This window comes from Streptomyces sp. NPDC002669 (genome assembly GCF_042889165.1).
GTDB lineage: Bacteria > Actinomycetota > Actinomycetes > Streptomycetales > Streptomycetaceae > Streptomyces.
In genome coordinates this window covers 139719-163159 of record NZ_JBIAQQ010000017.1, presented here as the reverse complement: position 1 = coordinate 163159, position 23441 = coordinate 139719, and the positions used below count along the sequence as shown (strand labels likewise).

Annotated in this window: 17 protein-coding genes; 7 read left to right on the top strand and 10 right to left on the bottom strand. The window is 72.0% G+C overall.

The annotated features are described in order from the left end of the window. Positions 1–9: 9 nt before the first annotated feature. Positions 10–999 (top strand): methylmalonyl Co-A mutase-associated GTPase MeaB, encoded by a 990-nt coding sequence (gene meaB, locus ACFYW1_RS24525; RefSeq protein WP_388997007.1) that lies wholly within the window; start codon positions 10–12, stop codon positions 997–999. A gap of 58 nt (positions 1000–1057) precedes the next feature. Here the strand turns inward: meaB and ACFYW1_RS24520 are convergent, their stop codons facing one another. Further along, positions 1058–1939 carry a GNAT family N-acetyltransferase gene (locus ACFYW1_RS24520; protein WP_388997004.1) on the bottom strand — a complete coding sequence of 294 codons (882 nt, stop codon included), beginning with the start codon at positions 1937–1939 and terminating at the stop codon, positions 1058–1060. A gap of 378 nt (positions 1940–2317) precedes the next feature. On the opposite strand from ACFYW1_RS24520, the gene rho reads away from it, so the two are divergent. Together rho and ACFYW1_RS24510 are read left to right on the top strand one after the other, a co-directional pair. Then, positions 2318–3493, top strand: coding sequence for a transcription termination factor Rho (rho, locus tag ACFYW1_RS24515; RefSeq protein ID WP_388997001.1), 1176 nt, complete (start codon positions 2318–2320; stop codon positions 3491–3493). A gap of 52 nt (positions 3494–3545) precedes the next feature. Continuing rightward, entirely contained in the window at positions 3546–4544 is a 999-nt protein-coding gene (locus tag ACFYW1_RS24510; RefSeq protein ID WP_388996998.1) for an aldo/keto reductase family protein, read from the top strand. A gap of 59 nt (positions 4545–4603) precedes the next feature. Here the strand turns inward: ACFYW1_RS24510 and ACFYW1_RS24505 are convergent, their stop codons facing one another. The 5 genes from ACFYW1_RS24505 to ACFYW1_RS24485 form a co-directional block, all read right to left on the bottom strand. Continuing rightward, positions 4604–5965 carry an NAD(P)/FAD-dependent oxidoreductase gene (locus ACFYW1_RS24505; RefSeq protein WP_388996995.1) on the bottom strand — a complete coding sequence of 454 codons (1362 nt, stop codon included), beginning with the start codon at positions 5963–5965 and terminating at the stop codon, positions 4604–4606. Positions 5966–6097: 132 nt separating this feature from the next. Beyond that, entirely contained in the window at positions 6098–6439 is a 342-nt protein-coding gene (locus ACFYW1_RS24500) for a hypothetical protein (RefSeq protein WP_388996992.1), read from the bottom strand. 29 nt (positions 6440–6468) lie between these two features. Next, positions 6469–8199, bottom strand: coding sequence for a cytochrome c oxidase subunit I (gene ctaD / locus ACFYW1_RS24495; RefSeq protein ID WP_388996989.1), 1731 nt, complete (start codon positions 8197–8199; stop codon positions 6469–6471). Positions 8200–8450: 251 nt separating this feature from the next. After that, a complete protein-coding gene (locus ACFYW1_RS24490; protein ID WP_388997094.1) occupies positions 8451–9194 on the bottom strand; it encodes a glucose 1-dehydrogenase in 744 nt (247 codons plus the stop codon). A 212-nt stretch (positions 9195–9406) separates the two neighbouring features. Further along, positions 9407–11629, bottom strand: a complete 2223-nt coding sequence (locus tag ACFYW1_RS24485) for an NADP-dependent isocitrate dehydrogenase (protein ID WP_388996986.1) — start codon at positions 11627–11629, stop codon at positions 9407–9409. 323 nt (positions 11630–11952) lie between these two features. Between ACFYW1_RS24485 and ACFYW1_RS24480 the strand changes: the two genes are divergently transcribed. Beyond that, a complete protein-coding gene (locus ACFYW1_RS24480; protein WP_388996983.1) occupies positions 11953–12882 on the top strand; it encodes an LLM class F420-dependent oxidoreductase in 930 nt (309 codons plus the stop codon). Positions 12883–13157: 275 nt separating this feature from the next. Here ACFYW1_RS24480 and ACFYW1_RS24475 read toward each other — a convergent pair whose 3' ends face one another. The 3 genes from ACFYW1_RS24475 to ACFYW1_RS24465 form a co-directional block, all read right to left on the bottom strand. Next, the gene (locus ACFYW1_RS24475) at positions 13158–13790 is read right to left on the bottom strand and encodes a DUF2461 family protein (RefSeq protein WP_388996980.1); all 633 of its coding nucleotides are present in this window, start codon (positions 13788–13790) and stop codon (positions 13158–13160) included. Between the two features lie 137 nt (positions 13791–13927). Further along, a complete protein-coding gene (locus tag ACFYW1_RS24470; RefSeq protein ID WP_388996977.1) occupies positions 13928–15742 on the bottom strand; it encodes a CocE/NonD family hydrolase in 1815 nt (604 codons plus the stop codon). Between the two features lie 368 nt (positions 15743–16110). After that, positions 16111–16944, bottom strand: a complete 834-nt coding sequence (locus ACFYW1_RS24465; protein ID WP_388996974.1) for an NAD(P)H-binding protein — start codon at positions 16942–16944, stop codon at positions 16111–16113. A gap of 536 nt (positions 16945–17480) precedes the next feature. Here ACFYW1_RS24465 and dhaK point away from each other — a divergent pair. The 3 genes from dhaK to ACFYW1_RS24450 are packed head-to-tail and all read left to right on the top strand — an operon-like array spanning position 17481 to position 19544. Then, positions 17481–18473 (top strand): dihydroxyacetone kinase subunit DhaK, encoded by a 993-nt coding sequence (dhaK, locus tag ACFYW1_RS24460; protein WP_388996971.1) that lies wholly within the window; start codon positions 17481–17483, stop codon positions 18471–18473. 46 nt (positions 18474–18519) lie between these two features. Beyond that, complete coding sequence (gene dhaL / locus ACFYW1_RS24455; RefSeq protein ID WP_388996969.1) at positions 18520–19137, top strand: dihydroxyacetone kinase subunit DhaL; 618 nt, start codon at positions 18520–18522, stop codon at positions 19135–19137. Beyond that, a complete protein-coding gene (locus ACFYW1_RS24450; RefSeq protein ID WP_388996966.1) occupies positions 19134–19544 on the top strand; it encodes a PTS-dependent dihydroxyacetone kinase phosphotransferase subunit DhaM in 411 nt (136 codons plus the stop codon). The genes dhaL and ACFYW1_RS24450 overlap by 4 nt, the downstream gene beginning before the upstream one ends. A 222-nt stretch (positions 19545–19766) precedes the next feature. On the opposite strand, the gene ACFYW1_RS24445 is transcribed toward ACFYW1_RS24450, so the two are convergent. Beyond that, the gene (locus ACFYW1_RS24445; protein WP_388996963.1) at positions 19767–23195 is read right to left on the bottom strand and encodes a phosphodiester glycosidase family protein; all 3429 of its coding nucleotides are present in this window, start codon (positions 23193–23195) and stop codon (positions 19767–19769) included. Positions 23196–23441: the final 246 nt, after the last annotated feature.

The window sequence follows — 23441 nt, the reverse complement described above, 5'->3', positions numbered from 1 at the left end:
GCTGACCAGATGGCCGTGAAGATCGACATCGACAGTTACGCGAAGGGGGTGCTCGACGGGAGGCGTGCGCAGATCGCGCGGGCCATCACCCTCGTCGAGTCCACCCGCCCCGATCACCGGGTGCTGGCCCAGCAGTTGCTGCGCGAACTGCTGCCGCACTCCGGTGCGGCCCGGCGGATCGGCATCAGCGGGGTGCCCGGCGTGGGCAAGTCCACCTTCATCGACGCGCTGGGCACGATGCTCACCGGGCTCGGGCACCGGGTCGCGGTGCTGGCCGTCGACCCCTCCTCCACCCGTACCGGGGGCTCCATCCTGGGCGACAAGACCAGGATGGAGCGGCTCGCGGTGGACCCGGCGGCGTATGTGCGCCCGTCCCCCACGGCCGGCACGCTCGGCGGGGTGGCGAAGGCGACCCGGGAGTCCATCGTGGTGATGGAGGCCGCGGGGTACGACGTGGTGCTGGTGGAGACGGTCGGCGTCGGCCAGTCGGAGACGGCGGTGGCCAACATGGTCGACACGTTTCTGCTGCTGACCCTGGCCCGTACCGGCGATCAGCTCCAGGGGATCAAGAAGGGCGTCCTGGAGCTGGCGGACGCCATCGCGGTCAACAAGGCGGACGGTCCGCACGAGCGCGACGCGCGGGCGGCGGCGCGCGAACTGGCCGGTGCGCTGCGGCTGATGCACCCGGCGGACGCGGCGTGGACGCCTCCGGTGCTCACCTGCAGCGCGCGTGAGTCCACTGGGCTCGACACCCTGTGGGAACGGCTGGAGCAGCACCGCGCGCTGCTCGAATCGACCGGTCGGCTCGCCGCGAAGCGGCGCGACCAGCAGGTCGACTGGACGTGGACGATGGTGCGGGACGAGCTGCTGGAGAGCCTGCGCGGCCATCCGGCGGTGCGTGCGCTCGCCCCGGAGCTCGAACAGCGGGTCCGGGACGGCGAGTTGACGGCCACGCTCGCGGCCGAGCAGATCCTGGGCGCGTTCCGCGGCACGGTCTGATCCGGAGGGGGCCGGGGGGGCCGGGGCGAGACCCCGGGCTCCGGCCCCCGGGCGGTTCCTACAGATCGAGCCGGTACTCGGCCGACGTGTGCGTCGGCTCGTAGCCGAACTCCTCGTTGATGCGCCGCATGTGCGCATTGCTGTCGGCGGTGTCGGTCAGCAGCCCTTCCAGGTCCGGGTGGCTCTCCCGGGCCCGTAGGACGGACCGGGCCTTCATCCACCGGCCCAGGCCGTTCCCCCGGTGCTCGGGAAGGACTGCGGTGCCGTAGTGCTGGGCGTCGCCCTTCCTGTCGCCCGGGACGACGAGTTCCGTGAAGCCCACGATCGTGCCGTCGGACTCGTCGACCGCCGCGACCGTGTGCAGCAGGTCGCCGCGTGCCGCGACGGCCGCCGCCACGGACCGGACCCGGTCCACGTCCCAGACGACCGTGCCGAAGTCGGTGTCGCCCATGGGCATGTCGTCCATGGCCCGGCGGGACGCGGCGAACGTCGGCGCGAGTTCGTCCGGGACGGTGCCGTCCCAGGAGACGAGCCGGTAGCCCGGATGCGGCTGCCCGACGATCCGGCGCAGGGCGCCGGTGTCGGCCTTCGCCAGCGGGAGCCGGACGTACACGAGGGTCAGCACCGTGCGCAGTCCCTTGGCCCGCAGGAAAGCATCCGCCGGGGAACCGGCCCTGGCCTGCGCGACGACGCTGCGCCTCCCCTCCTCGCGGGCGGCGGCGACCGCCGTGTCGAACAGCCGCGAGCCGACCCCCTTGCGGCGCTCGGCCGGGTGGACGTTGAGCTCCAGTTCGGCGAAGTGGTCCTGGCCCTCGCGGGTGAAGACCCGCAGGAACGCCGAGCCGATCGGGCTGCCCTCGGAATCGGAGGCGAGCCAGGCCAGGCGGTGGCTCCCGCCGGACCGCTCGGGGTCGGTCAGTGCGGTGATGCGTAGCGGCAAAGCGACTCCTTTGCGCCCGGGGCGCAGGTCGGAACGGATGGACGGGCGGGTGGCCCGGAGAACCACATCACTCCGCGAACGCCGCGGCAACCGCATATCGGGGCCCTGCCGCATCGGGCCGCCGGCGCCCGGATGCCGTGGTACCGTGCAATCAGCACACGTGTACGCCTCGTTTCGAGGTGCCGGTGCCGATTCACCTCTCCGGAGCCGTCACGCCCGTCCTCTTCCGACCGGCGATCCGGCTTTCCGTTTCACCTCACCCAGTTCGGGCCCGGTTCTTCCGGTCCGAGCTTTCCCGCCCGTCGTGCGCGGCGTGATCCCTTCCGCCCGCGCCGTCCGGCACCTTCGTTCGCCATGTCCGCGAAAGGACCGCCCTCCATGACCAGCACTCTTGAACACCCGCTCCTGCACCGGGAGTCGACCACCGAGGAGGCCGAAGGCGTCCTCGACACCACACACCAGGGAAACGGCGCGCTGCGCGTCCGGGGCGGTCTCGCCTCCCCGGACGACGTGGCGGTCCCGGCCGCCCTGATCCGCCGCCACGGCCTGCGCCGGGGCGACCTGGTCGAGGGGTTCTGCGACCGGCCCCGCGTCCTGTCCGCCGTGGAGCGGGTCAACGGCCTTCCCCCGCGGGCACTTCGCGGCCGGCCGCGCTTCTGCGACCTCACCCCGCTCCATCCCCGGCAGCGGCTGCGACTGGAGACACCGTCCGGCGGCGCCGCGATGCGTCTCGTCGACCTGGTCGCACCGATCGGCAAGGGGCAGCGCGGGCTCGTCGTCGCTCCGCCCAGGACCGGCAAGACGGTGCTGCTCCAGCAGATCGCCGCCGCCGTCGCCGCCAACCACCCCGAGTGCCATCTGATGGTGGTGCTGGTCGACGAACGCCCCGAGGAGGTCACCGACATGCGCCGCTCCGTGCGGGGCGAGGTGCTGGCCTCGACGTTCGACCGGCCGGCGAAGGAACACATCGCGCTCGCCGAACTCGCGGTCGAGCGCGCCAGGCGACTGGTCGAGCAGGGCCGGGACGTCGTCGTCCTGCTCGACTCCCTCACCCGCCTGTGCCGCGCCCACAACAACGCCTCCGCCGCAGGCGGACGCACCCTCAGCGGCGGCGTCGACGCGGCCGCCCTGCTCGGCCCCAAGCAGCTCTTCGGCGCCGCGCGACTCGCCGAGGAGGGCGGCTCCCTCACCATCCTGGCCACCGCGCTGGTGGAGACCGGCTCCCGTGCCGACGACTACTTCTTCGAGGAGCTGAAGAGCACCGGCAACATGGAGCTCCGGCTCGACCGCGCCCTGGCGGACCGGCGCGTCCACCCAGCCGTGAACATCCCCGCTTCCGGCACCCGGCGCGAGGAACTCCTCGTACCGGAAGGCGAGTTGCGGGCGGTACGGGGGCTGCGGCGCGCGCTGCTCACCAGGGATCCGCAGTCCGCGCTCGAAACCCTGCTCGACCGGCTCCGCCGTACACCGGACAACGCCGCGTTCCTCGGCGCCGTCCGGCGCACCGTCCCGGGCGCCCGGGTCCGCCCGGAGAGCACCGGACCGACGCAATAGCATGGCCGGGCCATCGCACGACGCACCCCACGAACGCAGGGAGAGCAGTCACATGGAGTTCCGCCGGCTCGGTCGCAGCGGCCTGACCATCAGTGAGATCGCTTACGGAAACTGGCTCACCCACGGATCCCAGGTGGAGGAGGACACGGCCGCCGCCTGCATCCGCGCCGCCCTGGACGCCGGAATCACCACCTTCGACACCGCCGACGTCTACGCCGAGACCCGTGCCGAGGCCGTCCTGGGCCGGGCGCTCAAGGGCGAACGCCGTGAGGACCTCGAAGTGTTCACCAAGGTCTACTTCCCGACCGGCCCCGGACACAACGACCGGGGGCTCGGGCGCAAACACATCATGGAATCCATCGACAACTCGCTGCGCCGCCTGCAGACGGACTACGTGGACCTGTACCAGGCCCACCGCTACGACCACTCGACGCCGCTGGAAGAGACCATGGAGGCGTTCGCCGATGTCGTCCGCTCCGGCAAGGCCCTCTACATCGGCGTTTCGGAGTGGACCGCCGACCAGCTGCGCGCCGCGCACGGGCTGGCCCGCGAGCTGCGGGTGCCGCTGATCTCCAACCAGCCGCAGTACTCCGCGTTGTGGCGGGTCATCGAGAGCGACGTGGTGCCCGCCTCCGAGGAGCTGGGCATCGGCCAGATCGTCTGGTCCCCGATCGCCCAGGGCGCGCTCACGGGCAAGTACCGGCCCGGTGCCCCGCTCCCGGCCGGTTCGCGGGCGACGGACGACAAGGGCGGCGCCGACATGGTGGCCGGCTGGCTGCGCGACGAGGTGCTGGAGCGCGTCCAGCGCCTGCGGCCGCTCGCCGACGGTGCCGGTCTCAGCCTGGCCCAGCTCGCGGTGGCGTGGGTGCTGCAGAACCCGAACGTCTCCGCCGCGATCATCGGCGCGTCCAGGCCGGAGCAGGTGACGGAGAACGTCGGGGCGGCCGGGGTGACGCTGGACGCGGAGCTGCTGAAGGGGATCGACGACATCCTGGACCCGGTGGTGGAGCGGAACCCCGAGCTGACGGCGGGACACGCGGGCGGCAGCTGACCGGGCCGGCGTCCGTCCCGGCGGCGGTCGCCGCCCGCGCCGGGACGGATGCCGCGGCTTCAGGTGCCGGTGTGCAGCGCGGCGGTGTGCTCGCGGACCTGGGCCGGGGTCAGATAGGCGTCCGTGTACTCGAAGTCGCGCAGCTTGGCGGGGTTGCGGGACTGGAAGCCGGTGCGGACGAAGTCGTCGCCCGCGACGGCGTTCAGCACCCAGTTGGTCATGACCCGTGCCTTGGCGACGTTGGTCCGCAGCGCCGACCAGTGGTAGCCGCGGGCGACGGCCTGTGCGGCGATCCCGTGCATCTCGACGCCGAGCGGTTTGGAGACGGCGTCCTTGCCGCCGAGGTCCACGACGAGGCCGAGGTCCTTGTGGACGTACGGCTTCAGCGGCTGGTTGCGCAGGGTCGCGATGAGGTTGTCGGCGGCCCGGCGGCCCTGGCGCATGGCGTGCTGTGCGGTGGGCGGGCAGACCGCGCCGTCGCCCTTGCTGAGGTCCGGCACGGCCGCGCAGTCGCCGAGCGCGAAGATGCCGTCGAAGCCGGGCAGACTCATCTCGGCGGTCACGGCGAGCCGGCCGCGCACCGTCTCCGCGTCGAAGGTGGCGACGAGCGGGCTCGCGGCGACCCCTGCCGTCCAGATCAGGGTGCGGCAGGGCAGCACCCGGCCGTCGGTGAAGGTGACCGTCTCGGCGGTGGCCTCGGCGACCGAGACGCCGAGCGACACCTCGATGCCCCGGGCGCGCAGCACCTCCAGAGCGCTGCTGCCGAGCTTGTCCCCCAGTTCGGGCATCAGCTTCGGGGCGATGTCGATGAGGTGCCACTTGATCAGCTCCGGGTCGAGCCGGGGATAGCGCTTGATCGCGCTGCTGGTGAGGCGTTGCAGGCAGGCGGCCGTCTCGGTGCCCGCGTATCCGCCGCCGACCACCACGAACTGCAGGCGCGAGGCCCGCTCCTGCTCGTCGTGGCTGGCGTCGGCGAGGTCGAGCTGGGCGATCACGTGGTCGCGCACGTACGCGGCCTCGGCCAGGGTCTTCATGCCCCGCGCGTGGTCCAGCAGGCCGGGGATGTCGAAGGTGCGGGTGATGCTGCCGGGGCTGAGCACGATGTAGTCGTAGGGCTCGTAGACGATTTCGTCGGTGATCTTGCGGATGACGCAGATCTTCGCCCCGGGATCCACCCCGATGGCCCCGCCGGGGATGATCCGGGTGCGGTGCTTCTGGCTGCGGCGCAGCGAGATGGCGACCGACTGCGGGGTGAGCACACCGGCCGCCACCTGGGGCAGCAGGGGCAGGTAGAGCTGGTACGAGAAGGGGGCGACGAGCGCGATCTCCGCCTCGCCGGGGATGAGGCCGCGCTCCAGACGGCGTACGCATTCCACTCCGGCGAATCCGGCGCCGACAACGAGAATTCTGGGTCGTGCCACGGTCTTCGTCCCTTCTCGGGCCTGCACGGTCGTCCGTTCGCCTGCCACGTCGCACGCGCACGTCGTCACTCATCCTTACGAGTCGGCGCGGACTTCGCCTGCTGAGGACGGCGGACGGACGACACCGCCCGGTCAGCGGGACAGCAGGGCGAGCGCCGCGCAGGCGCCGCCGGCCGCGCCGACGAGCACGACGCCGGTGGCCACGCAGCGCTTCCTGAGCCTGCGGTAGCGTGCCTCGTACTCGCCGCGCAACGCGGTGGACCTGGTGGCGATCCGGGTGAGCGCGGCCCGTGCGGCGGCGAGCCGGTCGGCCGTGTAGGCCCGTTCCACGTCCTCGCGCTGGGCGGTGGTGAGCCAGGGCAGCCCGTCGGTGAAGCGGGCCGCCCGTCGGCGGGCCTCCTCGACCTCGGCGCTCCACAGCAGGTAGCCCTGCAGCTGGGCCAGTCCGCGGGCGGTGTCCTCGTCCGGGTCCACTCGTTCCTCCCCATCCCGGGACGCCGTGCTCACGGCCGGGTGTCCTCCGGGACGCCGGTCATCTCGCCGCCGGGGCGGTTGAGGGCCTCGTCGAGCGCGCGGAGCGAGGGGTGGTGCAGGTCGAAGGCCGGGGATTCGGAACGGATCCGGGGCAGGGTGAGGAAGTTGTGCCGCGGCGGCGGGCAGGAGGTCGCCCACTCCAGCGAACGGCCGTAGCCCCACGGGTCGTCGGTGCCGACGTCCGTGCCGTACTTGGCGGTCTTCCACACGTTGTAGAGGAACGGCAGCATCGACAGGCCGAGCAGGAACGAGGAGATCGTCGAGATCGTGTTCAGCGCGGTGAAGCCGTCCGCGGCGAGGTAGTCGGCGTAGCGGCGCGGCATGCCCTCGGCACCGAGCCAGTGCTGCACCAGGAACGTGCCGTGGAAGCCCGTGAACAACGTCCAGAAGGTGATCTTGCCGAGTCGTTCGTCGAGCAGTTTTCCGGTGAACTTGGGCCACCAGAAGTGGAATCCGGCGAACATCGCGAAGACCACGGTGCCGAAGACGACGTAGTGGAAGTGTGCGACGACGAAGTACGAGTCCGATACGTGGAAGTCCATCGGGGGCGATGCCAGGATCACCCCGGTCAGACCGCCGAACAGGAAGGTGACCAGGAAGCCGATCGACCAGAGCATCGGGGTCTCGAAGGACAGCGCCCCGTGCCACATCGTGCCGATCCAGTTGAAGAACTTCACCCCGGTCGGTACGGCGATCAGGAAGGTCATGAACGAGAAGAAGGGCAGCAGCACTGCGCCCGTGACGAACATGTGGTGGGCCCAGACGGTCACGGAGAGGCCCGCGATGGCGATCGTCGCGCTGATCAGGCCGACGTAGCCGAAGATCGGTTTCCGGCTGAAGACCGGAATGATCTCGCTGACGATGCCGAAGAACGGCAGGGCGATGATGTACACCTCCGGATGGCCGAAGAACCAGAAGAGGTGCTGCCAGAGCAGGGCGCCGCCGTTGGCCGCGTCGAAGACGTGGGCGCCGAACTTGCGGTCCGCCTCCAGCACCAGCAGGGCCGCGGCGAGGACCGGGAAGGCCATCAGGACCAGCACGGCGGTCAGCAGGACGTTCCAGGTGAAGATCGGCATGCGGAACATCGTCATGCCGGGGGCGCGCATGCAGATGATCGTGGTGATGAAGTTGACCGAACCGAGGATCGTGCCGAAGCCGGAGAAGGCCAGACCCATGATCCACATGTCGCCGCCGATGCCCGGCGAGCGGACCGCGTCGGTCAGCGGGGAGTAGGCGAACCAGCCGAAGTCCGCGGCCCCGTTCGGGGTGAGGAAGCCGGCCACGACGATGATCGAGCCGAACAGGTACAGCCAGTAGGCGAACATGTTCAGCCGGGGGAACGCCACGTCGGGCGCGCCGATCTGCAGCGGCATGATCCAGTTGGTGAATCCGGCGAACAGCGGCGTCGCGAACATCAGCAGCATGATCGTGCCGTGGATGGTGAACGCCTGGTTGAACTGCTCGGGCGACACGATCTGGATTCCCGGGCGGGCCAGTTCGGCGCGCATGACCAGGGCCAGCACCCCGCCGAGGACGAAGAAGGCGAACGACGTGACCAGGTAGAGCGTGCCGATCGTCTTGTGGTCGGTGGTGGTCAGCCACTTGACGACGACGTTTCCCGGTTCCTCGGCGTGGACCGGGAGCTCGTTCGCGTACGTCTCCTCCGACCCGGTTTCCCCTGCTGTGCCCGTCGTCGTCACTGGGACGCTCCTTCGATCGTCGTGCGCGGGCGGGCCGGGCGCCCGGCAGGGGATCCCGGCCCACCCGGCCGGCCCGCGGACCGGCCCACGCGCGTCACCCCGGATTCCAGGTGCAGCAAATCAGCCGTGCGGCGGCTGTGCGCGGCCCTGCGCCCGCCGTCGCGCGACATTCACCCGTCAGGGCGCCGCCGGACGCAGGGGGTGTCCGGGGTGTCCGCGACCGGTGCCGTGGCCGGCCCGTCGGGCGGCGCTCAGGCCAGCCCGCCCGTCGCCCGTACGTTCTGCCCCGTGAGCCAGCGCCCGTCGTGGCCGACGAGGAAGGCGACCACGTCGGCCACGTCGGCGGGCTCCCCCAGCCGGCGCAGGGGGGTCATGCCGACGACCGTCTCCAGCGCCTGCGGCGGGTTGGCGGCGCGCAGCATGTCGGTGTCGGTGGCGCCGGGCGAGACGGTGTTGACGGTGATCGAGCGGGGGCCGAGTTCCTGGGCCGCCACGGCGGTGAGCTGTTCGAGCGCGCCCTTGCTCGCGGCGTAGGCGGAGATGCCGGGGCCCGATCGCACGGTGTTGGCCGTGGAGATGTTCACGATGCGTCCGCCGTCGCGCATCCGCAGGGCCGCGTGGCGGATCGTCAGGAAGGCCGCCCGGGTGTTGACCGCCATCACCCGGTCGAAGAGTTCCGGGTCGGTGTCCACGATCAGGGAGGGGGTGGGGCACAGGGCGGCGTTGTTCACCAGGATGTCCAGCCCGTCGAACTCCTCCTCGGCGACCGCCATCAGCCGTTCCGCGCCGTCCGGGTCCGCGAGGTCCTGCCGGACGGCCCGCGCCTCGCCGCCGTTCTCCCGTACCGTGCGGACGACCTCCTCGGCCGCCTCGTCGTCGGTGGCGTAGTTGAAGACCACACGCGCCCCGTCGCGGCACAGCCGCTCGACGATCGCGCGTCCGATGCCCCGCGATCCTCCGGTGACCACGGCGTTCTTGCCTGTCAGCCCTGTCAGCACGGTTCCTGCCCTTCCATGGCGGTCCGGTCGGTCCGGGCAAGCGAACCTACCGGCCGGGGCGGCTCCCCGTGCCCGGTTCGCGCGGATCGCCCGACGCCGGTCCCGGACACGGAAGAGCCCCGGCCGGGCGTGGTGCCAGCCGGGGCGGAGGGGGGAAGGGGTGCCGCGTCGGCCGCACCCCTCCCGCCGCTGTTCGCGCGGTCGTTCCGTCAGCCGATGGAGGCGATGGCCCGGACGAACGTCTCCGAGGGGCGCATCACGGCGGCGGCCTTGGCCGGGTCGGGCTGGTAGTAGCCGCCGATGTCGGCCGGCGAGCCCTGCACCGCGATCAGCTCGTCGACAATGGTCCGCTCCTGCTCGGCCAGCGTCTTCGCGAGCTCGCCGAAGGCCTGCGCGAGCTGCGCGTCCTCGGTCTGCTGCGCCAGCTCCTGGGCCCAGTACAGGGCCAGGTAGAAGTGGCTGCCGCGGTTGTCGATGCCGCCCAGCTTGCGGCTCGGCGACTTGTCCTCGTTGAGGAAGGTGCCGGTCGCGCGGTCGAGCGTGTCGGCGAGGACCTTGGCGCGCGCGTTGCCCGTGGTCGTCGCCAGGTGCTCGAAGCTGGCCGCGAGCGCGAAGAACTCGCCCAGGCTGTCCCAGCGCAGGTAGTTCTCCTTGACGAGCTGCTGGACGTGCTTGGGCGCGGAGCCGCCGGCACCGGTCTCGAACAGGCCGCCGCCGTTCATGAGCGGGACGACGGAGAGCATCTTCGCGCTCGTGCCCAGCTCCAGGATCGGGAACAGGTCGGTCAGGTAGTCGCGCAGCACGTTGCCGGTGACCGAGATGGTGTCCTCGCCGCGGCGGATGCGCTCCAGCGAGAAGGCGGTCGCCTTCTCCGGCGACATGATCTCGATCTGCAGACCGTCGGTGTCGTGGTCGGCGAGGTAGGTCTTGACCTTGGCGATCAGCTGCGCGTCGTGGGCGCGGTCCTCGTCGAGCCAGAACACGGCCGGGGCGCCGGTGGCGCGGGCCCGGGTGACGGCGAGCTTGACCCAGTCCTGGATCGGCAGGTCCTTGGCCTGGCACATGCGGAAGATGTCGCCCGCGCCCACGGCCTGCTCCAGCACGACCTCGCCCTTGCCGTCGAGGACCCGCACCGTACCGGTGGTCGGGATCTCGAAGGTCTTGTCGTGGCTGCCGTACTCCTCGGCCTTCTGCGCCATCAGGCCGACGTTCGGGACCGAGCCCATGGTCGACGGGTCGAAGGCGCCGTTGGCGCGGCAGTCGTCGAGGACGACCTGGTAGACACCCGCGTAGCTGCTGTCGGGCAGCACGGCGAGGGTGTCGGCCTCCTGGCCGTCGGGGCCCCACATGTGGCCGGAGGTGCGGATCATGGCCGGCATGGAGGCGTCGACGATGACGTCGCTGGGCACGTGCAGGTTGGTGATGCCCTTGTCCGAGTCGACCATGGCCAGGGCGGGGCCCTCGGCGAGCTCGGCCTCGAAGGCCGCCTTGATCTCGGCACCGACGTGCGGCACGCCGTCCAGGCCGTTGAGGATGGCGCCGAGGCCGTCGTTCGGGGAGAGGCCGGCCGCGGCGAGCACGTCGCCGTACTTGGCGAAGGTGTTCGGGAAGAAGGCGCGGACCACGTGGCCGAAGATGATCGGGTCGGAGACCTTCATCATGGTGGCCTTGAGGTGGACGGAGAACAGCACGCCCTCGGCCTTGGCGCGGGCGACCTGCGCGGTGAGGAACTCGCGCAGGGCGGCGACGCGCATGACCGCGGCGTCGACGACCTCGCCCGCGAGCACCGGTACCGACTCGCGCAGCACGGTGGTGCTGCCGTCGTCACCGGCCAGCTCGATGCGCAGCGAACCGGCCTCGGAGATGACCACGGACTTCTCGGTGGAACGGAAGTCGTCGACGCCCATGGTGGCGACGTTCGTCTTCGAGTCGGCGGACCACTTGCCCATGCGGTGCGGGTGCGCCTTGGCGTAGTTCTTGACCGAGGCGGGGGCGCGGCGGTCGGAGTTGCCCTCGCGCAGCACCGGGTTCACCGCGCTGCCCTTGACCTTGTCGTAGCGCGCGCGGACGTCCTTGTCCTCATCGGTCTGCGGGTCGTCCGGGTAGTCCGGAAGCGCGTAGCCCTGCGCCTGGAGCTCGGCGATGGCGGCCTTCAGCTGCGGGATCGACGCCGAGATGTTGGGCAGCTTGATGATGTTGGCCTCGGGCCGCTTGGCCAGCTCGCCGAGCTCGGCGAGCGCGTCCTCGATGCGCTGGCCCTCCTCCAGGCGCTCGGGGAAGCCCGCGATGATGCGCCCGGCCAGCGAGATGTCCCGGCTCTCGACGTTGACACCGGCCGTCGAGGCGTAGGCCTGGACCACGGGCAAGAACGAATAGGTCGCCAGGGCCGGGGCCTCGTCGGTGTGCGTATAGATGATGGTCGAGTCAGTCACCCTGTGCTCCGCTCCACGTCTACAACATTGCTTGACATCAAGATATCTCGTGATCGCCCCCGACTCGACAGGACCCCGTCTCCCCCGGGCCGAAGCCCCGCGTCGCCCCTGTCGGGGGCGGTCCGTACCACCCCGCTCCGGACCGGCGGCCCCGTCCCCGGCCGCCCCTGCCGGCCCGCGCACCCGTCTCCGCGCCCCGCCCCCACCGCGTCCCGCGCGGGCCGTCCGCAGCCTTCCCGCGCCGCTCCGGACAGCGCATCGACCACTCAACGGGCAAGTGTCATACGGTGGTTGTCCCACTGCCCGTCCGAAGGAGTGCACACATGCCGGTCCCGATCGGTCTCGGTCTTCCGCAGATGAAGCAGTACGACATCGGCCGCGACGTGGCCGCCGTGGCGCGCGCGGCGGAGGAGACCGGCTACGAGAGCCTGTGGGTCTTCGAGCGGATCGTCTTCCCCGAGTCCCCCACGCAGGGGCTGTACGGCATACCGGGGCTGCCGTGGCCCGACCAGTACCGCGGTGTCGCCGATCCGCTGATCACGCTCGCGCTCGCCGCCGGGGCGACGGAGCGGGCCCGGCTGGGCACCAGTGTCCTGGTCGCGCCGCTGCACGTGCCGTTCCAGTTGGCCCGTTCGCTCGCCTCGCTCGACGCCGCGAGCGGCGGCCGGGTGGTCGCGGGGCTCGGCACGGGCTGGTCGCTCGACGAGTACGCGGCGGCCTCCGTGGCCCCCTTCGAGAAGCGGGGCGCGGTCCTGGACGAGCTGCTGGACGTGTGCGCGGCCGTCTGGGGCCCGGACCCGGTCTCCTACCGGGGCGAGCTGACCACGATCGTCCCGTCCGAGGTCGGCCCGAAGCCGGCGCGGCCCATTCCGGTCTATCTGCCGGCGACCGGTCCGCGGGCCATGCGCCGGCTGGTCGACCGGGCGGACGGCTGGATGCCCGTCGCGATGGGGGCCGACCGGCTGGCCGAGCAGTGGAAGCAGGTCCGGGACCTGGCGGCCGAGCGCGGCCGGGAACGGCCGCTCGACGTCTGCGTGCGGGTCAACGCCAGGTACAGCGCCGAGCCGGTCGCCGGGGCGGGCCGCGAGGCGTTCCACGGCGATGTCGCCCAGATCGTCGAGGACCTGGCGGCCCATGCCGCGACGGGTGTCCCGGAGTTCCTGATCGACCTCCAGGGCACGACGCGCGACGCCGCGGAGCTGATCGACGTGGCGGCCGAGGTGTACGCGGCGGCCCGCGCGGCGGGCGTCTGACGGCACGGTGCCGAAGCCGGGGCCGGACGGGAGGAGCGCCCGGCCCCGGGGGGGGCGCCCCTCGGTCGAGGACGCCGACTTCCAGGAGAGCTGCCCGGGGGCGGGTCAGGACCTCCCCCGGCGGGCGTCGGCCTTGCAGGTCCAGCCCCTTGAGGTGCGGACGACACCCCACCGTTCCCGGAGCCTCGGCGCTCCTGCGCCGTTCACTCGGCTCCCGGCAGCCACTCTGCGAACCGTCCGCTCCGGAATGAGCGGCTTCGGAAGCCCGGATGGGGTCAGGCGGTGCGTTTGACGTGGCGGGCCAGCCACAGCAGCAGGGCGTCCAGGTCGGTGGCGGCCGAGAGGACCTGCTCGACCGCTTCGGAAGTGTGCAGCCATTCCTCGCAGCCGAAAGAACGGGCGGCGATCAGCGAACGGTGGCGCAGCAGGTTTGCACGGAGGTGGTCCGCCGGATAGCCACGCGGGGGGCGTTTCATCACGTCCCCGGAGATGTCGTAGCCCTTGCGCCGCACGTCTTCGACGATGGCGGACAGTTCGCGGCCGCTGCCCTCGGAGGCCACGGCCCTGCGGAACATGTCCACCTGGCCCGGGTCGGGGTACCACCAGGCGCCCTGGATCCGCAGGCCGTCCAGGGAGAACCGGAGACCGATCTCGACCTTGCGCCCGATTCGGATCACCGCGCCCTGGTTCTGCCACCACCAGGAGTCGGTGCGGTAGTGCCAGACGGAGAAGTCCTCGTACCGGGGGTCGGCGTCCGCGACCTCGTTGAGCAGGGCGATCATCGGTTGCCTGACCAGGCGTTCGCGGTCCGCGCGGCAGCGCTCCCGGGTCGCTTTGGACGGTTCGCCCTGGAGCTGCCACAACACGTCCATGGCCTGCTCCGGCCAGCCGGTGAACTGTCTGCGCATGCGCGGAGGATAGCTCGGCCATGGTCCGCGCTGTGGGCCGCGAACGCCCTGCGGCACCCGGCCGGTGTCGTCCGTGGCGTTTCCACCGGGCGGGTTCGGCGCACGAGTGCCCGCCCGGTGGCGTCCGGGGGTGTCGGTCAGCCGAGTGGCAGTTCCAGGACTGCTTCCTGGCCGGTCGTGGAGGTGATGGTGGTGGTGGCGTCCTTCGTGCCGGTGAACGCGTAGAGGCGGTCCCGGCTGTTGACGACCAGGGCGAGGCGGTGGCCGTCGGCGAGGTCGTAGGCGGCGGGCTGGAGCGTCCAGCCGACGGTCCGGTCCGTGCCGGTGTCCAGGCCGGTGGCGGTGAGGGGCTCGTGGGTGATGATCCGGGCGGTGCCGTCCGGGGCCACGTCGAAGAGGTAGGCGACCAGGGTCGCGGCATCGCCCTCCTCGATGCGGACGGTGAGCCTGAGCTCTGCGGCGCCGCGGATACGGCGTCCGCCCGCCAGTTCCTCGGTGGTCCAGACCAGGAGCCGGTCCGCCTCGAAGCCGGCCGGGTCGTAGGGCTTGGGGTTGCCGAACCACTCCTTCTGTCCGGTCTCCATGATGTCGTCCATGGCGGTGGCGGTGGTCTCGTGCCCGGCGGTGAAGGCCCGGCTCCAGCCCGCGGACGGCTTGTCGGACAGGGCGGCCCCGCCGTCCCCGTCGGTGCCGTTCAGGTACCAGGCCTCGGTGCCGGTGGTGGCCTCGGACCAGGAGTGGAACGGTTCGCGCCGTGCTGCCTCCACGATCCGGTCACCGCCGACGCCGGCCGGTTTGGTCTTGTAGGTGAACATCACCTGGCTGCTGACCACCGGCCAGCCGGGCACCTCACTGCCCTTCCCGAGCAGGTGGTGGTCGAGCCAGGCGTAGGTCTCCGTCATCGGCGTCAGATAGCCCCGGAACGGGGTACCGCTCGGCATGCCGGTGATGCCGACGCCTTCCGGGGCGCCGTGGTCGCCGATCCACAGGTTCAGGTGCTTGGGAACGGTGAGTTTCTCGAAGGTCGCGATCGCCTCACCGGCGGGGAACAGGCTCTCGTGCCAGGTGTTCGAGTAGAAGGTCGGGATGGACCGGGCGTTGGTGATGTCCACGTAGGTCTCCGGGGAACGCACAGTGCCCCACTCCACCACCTCCTTCATGTTCTGCCCGTTCTGGAAGTTCTGGAGGATGTCCCACGTCGCCTCGTCGAACTTCTCCTTCTCCTTGCCCTTCTCGGCCCCGGTGAAGGCGATCAGGAGTTCCACGGCCTTCTCGTGCCGGGTGCCGTTGTCGTAGAGGCTGGTGGCCAGGTTGCCCCACGTGCTCAGGGCGGCCACGGCGGCGACCCGGTTCTTCTCGTCGTGCGCGGCGACCAGCTGGCTGATCCCGGAACCGTAGGACAGGCCCATGAACCCGACCTTGCTCGGCGTGAACAGCCCTTCCGCGTGGTCGATCACCGCCGAGCCGTCCGACCAGTCGTCCGGTCCGGCGACGCCGATGAACCCGTCGGACGTGAACGGCCCGCCCGGCTCGCCGAATCCGCGGGGCGTGTACGCCAGCACGTGGTAACCGCGCGCCGCCAGGGAGAGGTAGCCGACCATGAACGGCATCCAGCCGTACGGGTTCCACCCGGCCGGCACGATCACCACCGGGCGTGGCTCCGAGGTCTTCTGCTTGATCGCGAACGCGGAGAGACCGATCTCCTCCGTCACGGCAATGCGCGGGAAACTCACCCCGGCCTCCCGCAGGACCCGCTCCACCAGCTCCCGCAGCTCCTCGGGCAGCGCCCCGGCCGGGGCCGTGCCCTGGAGGGCCGCGAGCAGGGCCCGGGCGACGGTGAGCACCGACGGGTTGATGTCGAGGCTCGCGCCGCGCCAGATGCCGTTGGCCGCGATGTCGGCGAGGGTCGCGTCGGTGACCGACGCGATGGGCTCTCCGCCTTCTGTCGTCATGAACCGCTCCGTTCCTTCTGTGTCCGGACAATCAGGACGCCCATCGGGGCGCCAGGCGGATCATGGGCAGGAAGACACACACCGAAACAGAAGGGCGGCCGGTCGCACTCGATCGGCTGGAGGAACCTCAGCCTGTGGCCCCGGCGGCGGCGCGTTCCGCGAACGGGTCGGACCCGGCCGGTGGCCTTCTGCGAACAGGCCCGAAGGGGTGCGGCCACCGGCGGCGCGCGGTCGCAGCGGCCGCGAACGGATCATTGACGCAACCATCGACAGGTTGACGCCCCTGACGGACACCCGGACGTCGCGCTACCGGCCCACGTGTGAGGCCCGAACTGAGTACGCATGAACGCGACTCGGGGACGGACGCCTCAGCGGAAGGCGGCGACATTCTCCGAAACCCACTGGTGGAACGGCCTGGCGGGGGATCCGGTGACCCTTGAGACCGTGTCGCGCACCGCCAGCAGTTCGTCGTTGACGTCCCCGCCCGTCACATCCAGCACCGCGTCCGCGGCCTCGGCTCCCAGGAACGTGGACATGTGCCGGTGGGCCTCCGCCCGGCCGGTCTCCGCAAAGGGCACCTCCCGCCCCAACGCCGTCGCGATGGCCTCCACTTGCTGCCGGGCCGTCACCCGCTCCGGGCCGGTCAGCGCATAGGTCCGCCCCCGGTGACCGGGCTCGGTCAGAGCCGCTTGCGCCACCGCCGCGATGTCCGCGGGGTGAATCGTGGGCAGCCCGGTGTCCGCATACGGCACGCGGACCGTTCGGCGTTCACGGATCGACGCCGCCCACCACATGGCGTTCGAGGCGAACTGCGTCGGCCGCAGAATCGTCCAGGCCATGCCGCTGTCCTTGACCAGCCGTTCGACAGCCATGTTTTCGCGGGCGGGACCCAGATGCGGATGCGTCTGGGCGGTGATGGACGACACGAGCACCACATGCTCGACATCCGCCCGGCGGGCGGCATCGAGGATGTCGGCATCAGGGCCCATCCGCGACACGAGGAACAGCGAGCGCACTCCGTCCAGCGCGGGCTCCAGGGAAGCCATGTCGGCGAAGTCGCCTTCCTTCGCCTCCACCCCTTCGGGGAACGAGGCCCGCGCGGCGTCCCGGGTGAGCCCCCGCAACGGCCCGGCACCGCACGCGTGCAGCCCCTTGAGCAGAGCGCTTCCTATGTTCCCGGTGGCACCTGTCACGAGAATCACGCGTCTTCTCCCCTCGTCGGACGAGCAACCGACGAAAACACTAGAACCTCGACCAAACTTGAGGTCAAGGAGATCGCCGGCAAGGTGTCAAGGCCGGCCCGGCCGCACATCCGCCCCTTCAACGGCTCGCTCCCGGCAACGCCTCCTTCGGCCACCCCCGACGCACAGGGGACGGCGAGGGCGGGCTGGACAGCCGCACGGTCGCGCCACACACCATTGACCGGGGCACCAAGTCCGCGTCGCACCTCGGGGCGGACACCGGGCGCCCGGGATCGTCCCGATCCCGTCGATGTCGCACCAGTGCGCGCCCGCCCCCTTCCGTCGATAATTGCGCCGTGATGCGCACTCGCAAAGGCCGCCCGCACCGACTCGACCATGACGCTTCATCGGAAAACTCGGCATTCGGCCGGCCTCAGCACCGCGGAAAACCGTCGTCCGGCATCACGGAGCGCCAAGATCAAGAACTCGATACATCCACTCCGACCTGCTAAGACCCGGCCGGGCAGCTTGCCTGCTCATCTCACCAGGAGATATCCATGAGGATGCTGATCAACGTTCCCGAGACCGTTGTCGCGGACGCGCTGCGCGGTATGGCCGCGGCCCACCCCGAGCTGACCGTGGACGTCGAGAACCGGGTCGTCGTGCGGCGCGACGCGCCCGTGGCCGGAAAGGTGGCGCTCGTCTCCGGCGGCGGTTCCGGGCACGAGCCGCTGCACGCGGGGTTCGTCGGTCCCGGCATGCTGTCCGCGGCCTGCCCCGGGGAGGTTTTCACCTCGCCCGTGCCCGATCAGATGGTGCGGGCCGCTGCCGCGGTCGACAGCGGGGCGGGGGTGCTGTTCGTGGTCAAGAACTACACCGGTGACGTCCTGAACTTCGAGATGGCCGCCGAGCTCGCCGAGGACGAGGGGATCCAGGTCGCCCAGGTGCTCGTCAACGACGACGTGGCGGTGACCGACAGCCTGTACACGGCCGGCCGGCGGGGCACGGGGGCGACCCTGTTCGTCGAGAAGATCGCCGGGGCGGCGGCCGACGAGGGCGCCCCGCTGGACCGGGTGGCGGCCGTCGCCCGGCGGGTGAACGAGTCGTCGCGGAGCTTCGGGGTGGCCCTCGGGGCCGTCACCACACCGGCCAAGGGCTCCCCCACCTTCGATCTGCCGCCGGGCGAGCTGGAGCTCGGCATCGGGATCCACGGCGAGCCGGGGCGGGAGCGGCGTCCGATGATGACGTCGCGGGAGATCGCGGACTTCGCGGTGGACACGGTGCTGGAGGACCTCGAACCGACCGGCCCGGTGATCGTGCTGGTCAACGGCATGGGGGCGACGCCTCTGCTGGAGCTTTACGGGTTCGGTGCGGAGGTCCAGCGGGTGCTGTCCGAGCGGGGTGTGGTGGCAGCTCGTACGCTCGTGGGGAACTATGTGACCTCGCTCGACATGGCGGGCTGCTCGGTGACGCTCTGCCAGGTGGACGAGGAACTGCTGCGGCTCTGGGACGCGCCGGTGCAGACGCCCGCGCTGCGCTGGGGCCGCTGATCCGTCCGTACCGCATTCCGTCATGCCACAGCGACAAGGAGATCATGTGCTCGACGCCGACTTCTTCCACCGTTGGATGACCGGGGCCGCCGCCCTGGTCGGCCGTGAGGCGGACCGTCTCACCGAGCTCGACTCGGCGATCGGGGACGCCGATCACGGCAGCAACATGCAGCGCGGGTTCACCGCGGTGACCGCCGTTCTGGACGAGGAGCGGCCGCAGACGCCCGGCGCCGTGCTGATGCTCGCCGGCCGGAACCTGATCTCGACGGTCGGCGGTGCCTCGGGCCCGCTGTACGGGACGCTGCTGCGCCGTACCGGAAAGGCCCTGGGCGATGCCCCCGAGGTGACGCCGCAGCAGTTGGCGGACGCCTTCGGGGTGGGTGTGGCGGCCGTGGCGCAGCTGGGCGGGGCGCAGGCCGGGGACAAGACGATGCTCGACGCGCTGCTGCCGGCCGTCGAGGCGCTGAGCACCTCGTTCGGGGCGGCCCGGGAGGCGGCGGAGAAGGGGGCCGCGGCGACAGTGCCGATGCAGGCCCGCAAGGGCAGGGCGAGTTACCTGGGCGAACGGAGCATCGGCCATCAGGACCCGGGGGCGACGTCCTCGGCCCTGCTGATCGCCGCGCTGGCCGACACCGGGGAGAAGACGGACGGGGAACGGGCATGAGCGACGGGAAGCAGGTCGGGATCGTGCTGGTCTCGCACAGCGGGCCGGTGGCCGAGTCCGTCGCCGAGCTGGCCAAGGGGCTCGCCGCGGGCGGTGCGACGGCCCCGGTGGCGGCGGCCGGCGGCACTCCCGCGGGCGGTCTCGGGACGAGCGCGGAGCTGATCGCCGAGGCCGCCAGGTCGGTGGACTCCGGTGCCGGTGTCGCGCTGCTGGTGGACCTGGGCAGCGCGGTGCTCACGGTCAAGTCGTTGCTGGCCGAGGGCGACGAGCTGCCGGAGGGCTCGCGGCTGGTGGACGCGCCGTTCGTGGAGGGCGCGGTGGCCGCGGTGGTCACCGCATCGGCGGGCGGCGACATCGCGGCGGTGGAGGCCGCGGCGACGGAGGCGTACGGCTACCGCAAGGTGTGAGGCGGACGGAAACCCGCGACGGGCGGGCCGCACCGGGTGTCCTGGTGCGGCCCGCCCGTCCGTCGTGCCGGGGCCGGTTCGGCCCGGGCGGCCCGTACGCCGTGCCGGGGCCGGTTCGGACTCGGCATGCCCGTACACCGTGCCGGGGCCGGTTCGGCCCGGCGCCGCCCGTGCCGGGTCGTGGGCGCGGGCGGCGGCGGGCCGCCGGTGGGTCTCCGGACGTCAGGCCGCCGGTGCGGCCCCGGTCGCCGTGATCCTGACCTGGGTCCGCTGCGTCGTGCCGTTGACCGTCACGGCGAGGGTGATCGTGCCCGGCCGGAGCGCGGTGAGCGTTCCGGTGGACGGGTCGAGGACCGCGGTGTGCCGGGGGCGGGCGCCGTGTCGGTCACCGATGTGGACGTTCGGGGAGCCGGTCCAGTCCGCGGCCATCGGGAAGCCGACCGGGACGGCGCGGCTGCCCTGGGTGACCGTCGCCGTCACCTTCGTACGGCTTCCCGTGCCGAGCACCGGGGGCGCGTCGAGGTTCAGTGCGTCGACGTGCGCCCGGGTCTGCACGGAGACCCAGTCGGGTCCGCCCCGCCACGGCCTCAGGCGGGCGGCGGCCTGCTCGCCCGCGGTGACGCGGTCGGCGCCGACCATCGACCAGCCGGTGAATCCGCCCTCGTCCGCGGCCCCGGCCGGGGCCTTGCCGGAGTTGCCGTTGATCAGGTACGGCACCCCGTCGACGTGCGAGGCGTGGAAGACCCCCACGTGGCTGCCGATGAGGGCCGCGCCCTTGCCCGTGGTGCGGCGGAAGTCGGCGAGCCACTGCTCGATCAGGGCCGCCTCCTTGCGGTCCCCCAGCTGGCTGCCCTTCTGCACGGTCGGGTCGCGCGGCGGCACGTGCTCGATCAGCACGACCGAGTCGACGGCGCGGTCCTTCGCCGCCGCGTCCAGCTGGGCGCGCAGCTGCCGGATCTGGGCGAAGCCGCCGCCGCGCAGGCTGAGACTGGAGGTGTCGAGCGTGACGAAGCGGGTGCCCTTGTGGTCGAACGTGCGCTGGGCGGGCCCGAATTCGCCGACGAAGTTGTCGATCTTCCCGCCCATCACCTCGTGGTTGCCCGGTACGTAGTACCAGGGCAGCGCGTCGCCGAGTTCCTCGGTGAGGACGCGGCGGGCGAAGGCCAGGTCCTCGGGCGCGCCCTCGTCGACCAGGTCGCCGTTGACGACCAGGAAGTCGGGGCGGGCCGCCCTGATCTCGCGCAGGGTGCGACGCGCCTGGGCGACGATCGCGCTGTCCGGGTCGCGGGCGACGAACTGGGCGTCGGACATCACCGCGAACCGCCAGTCCCGGCGCCCGGTCACGGCCGCGGTGTCGATCAGGTCGTCGGCGGGCGCGGCCTGTTCGGGAAGGTCGACGGTGGGCGGCACCTGGGCGGTGAGGTCGTCGATGACGATGTCGCCCGTGTACTGCTTGGCGGCCGCGGTCTCGGCGAGGTAGAAGCGGTGCACGGAGAGCGGCATGGCGGCTCCCTGCGGCACGGCGAAGGTGACTTCCCGCCAGCCGGTCCAGGTGACGTACGGGCCGCGCAGCAACTGGTCGGAGCCCGCGGCGTCCTTGAGGTGCAGGGTCGGCCAGGCGCCCTTGCCGTCGCCCTTGATCCACAGCTTGAACGACTGGGGCTGGCCGGCCACGGTGACCGGCCCCGGCGGGGTGGCGTAGGCGGCGCGGGTGGCGGTGGAGCCGGTGAAGTCGTAGCGGATCCGCAGTCCGGTGCCGGTGCGGCCGTCGGGGGTGGCCTCCAGCGATCCGCTCGCGCGGGCCTGGCTGAACTTCCAGGACCCGGCGTCGTCGAAGGAGGAGACGGGCTGTTCGGTGAGTCCGACACCGGCGGCGAGGACGGTGGTGGTGCCCGCCACGGTCGCCCTGATCAGTCCGGCGCCGGAGCCGGTGCGCGAGGCGACGGTGAAGGAGCCCCGGCCGTCGTCGCGGATGTCGAAGAGCGCGCGGTCGTAGTCGAGCGCGACGTCGCGCGGTTCGACGGGGGCGCTGGTGCCGTGGGCGTCGAGTCCGACGATGCCGAACGTGCCGGTGGCCTCGGCGTCGGCGAGCCCCACCCGCTGGGTGGTGGGCTGGATGCGGGCCAGGGCGTCCAGGACCGTCAGGGTGGTGCTGCCGCGCGCCGGCCCCTGCGCGGCGCTCACGGTGATGGTGCCGCCGCGGCGTGCGGTGAAGAGCCCGCCGCCGTCGACCGTGCCGACCGAGGCCCGCGCGGTGCGCCAGCGCGGGGTGCCCCGTGCCGGGCCGTACGTCTCGTCGTACCCGGTCGCGGCGAGGCGTCGGGTGAGTCCGGGAAAGACCCGGTCGGGGTGGCCGCCCCTGACGGGGTCGACGCCGGGTGCGGTGGCCGCGGGCGTGCGGGGCTGCACCCAGAAGCCCTTGAGCCGGCCGCTGCCGTCGGGGGCGGTGAGGGCGAGGCCGTTGGGCACGGTGCGTTCGCTGCCGTCGGACGGGCTGTTCTCCACCCGGAGGTCGTCGCTGCCGGGTTCGCGCGCGACGAGGGTCGACGATCCGCCGCCGTCCAGGTTGAGGGCGCTGTACGAACCGGCGCGCCGCATCATCAGGCCGAGTTCGGTGAGGGTGACGCCGCCGCTGTCGGCCTGTCGTCCGTCGACGGTGAGGACCTGCATGGTCCGGCCGTCCTTGGAGAAGCCGACGGCGGTGCGGGGCGCGGCGGTGTTGTTGCCCTGGCCGTCGTGGTTCTGCGCGACCCCGTCGACGACGAGGAGTTCCCGGCCGCCGACGGCGGTGCGCGGCACGGCCCCGGCGTCGGTGCGCGCCCGGTAGGTCAGGGAGACCGGGTCGCCGGGCTTCAGGGCGTCGAGTGCGGCGGCTCCGGCCTCGCGGCCGACCAGGACGGTGGTGCCGTCGGGGACGGCGCCCGATCCGGGGGTGTGCGAGACGGAGACGACCTTGCCGTCGCGTACCGTCGCTTCGGCGACCGGGCGCGCGTTGTCCACGGTCAGGGCACGGTCGGCGGTTCCCCAGGCCGAGGTGTACGCGCCGACCCCGCCGGACGGCACATTGGCGGCGTTGTACGCGGTGAGCGGCCGTTCCCCGGCCGGCAGGGTGAGCGTTCCCTCGAAGTACAGGTTCAGGACCCGGCCCGCGCTGTCGGGGCCGATGCCGACGGCCCGGTTGACGCCGGGGGCGGGCGACTGGACGGTGGCCCCGTCCTTGATGCCGATCCCCTCGGGTGCGCCGGTCTGGTTGATGTCGAAGAAGTCGGCGTTGATCGCGGCGACGGTGCGGCGGCCGCGGCCCGCGTCGTGTCCGGCGGCGAGTTCGGAGACGGTGTGCCGGTCGGAGACCTTGCCGGAGGAGAGGTAGTCGGCGCGCACTTCGCCGCCGCCCAGGTCGACGGAGAGGTGGTCGACCCGCAGCCACTTGTCGGATTCGAGCCGGTCGTACGAGTCGAGGCGGATGCCGGGGGCGATCGGGCGGGAGGTGCGTGCCGTCTCGATGCCGTCCCCGTCCGCGACCGACCGGGGCTCCCCCGCCGGGTTGCTCGCGGGCGGCGGGGCGACCGGTCTGAGCATCTCGGCGGCGGTGCGGGGGCGGGGATCGGGGTTCGGGTCGGCGAGGGCGGGGGCGATCGTACCGACGGTCATCGCGGACACGGTCGCGAGCAGCACGAGCGATCGTGTCGCCGTCCCGCGCCCGCGCGCGGCCCTTCCTCGTGGTCCGGTCGCCCGGCCGGTTGTGCCAAGAACCACAAATCCTCCTGGGATCACGCGGGTTGCACGGCCCTTCCTGCGGGCGGCGCATGCTGTCGGCGGACAGCATGGCCGTGCGCGTCGTCGCGCACCAGAGGGCATCGGGAACCGCACGGCGAACAGGGCACGTCGGTCCGATGA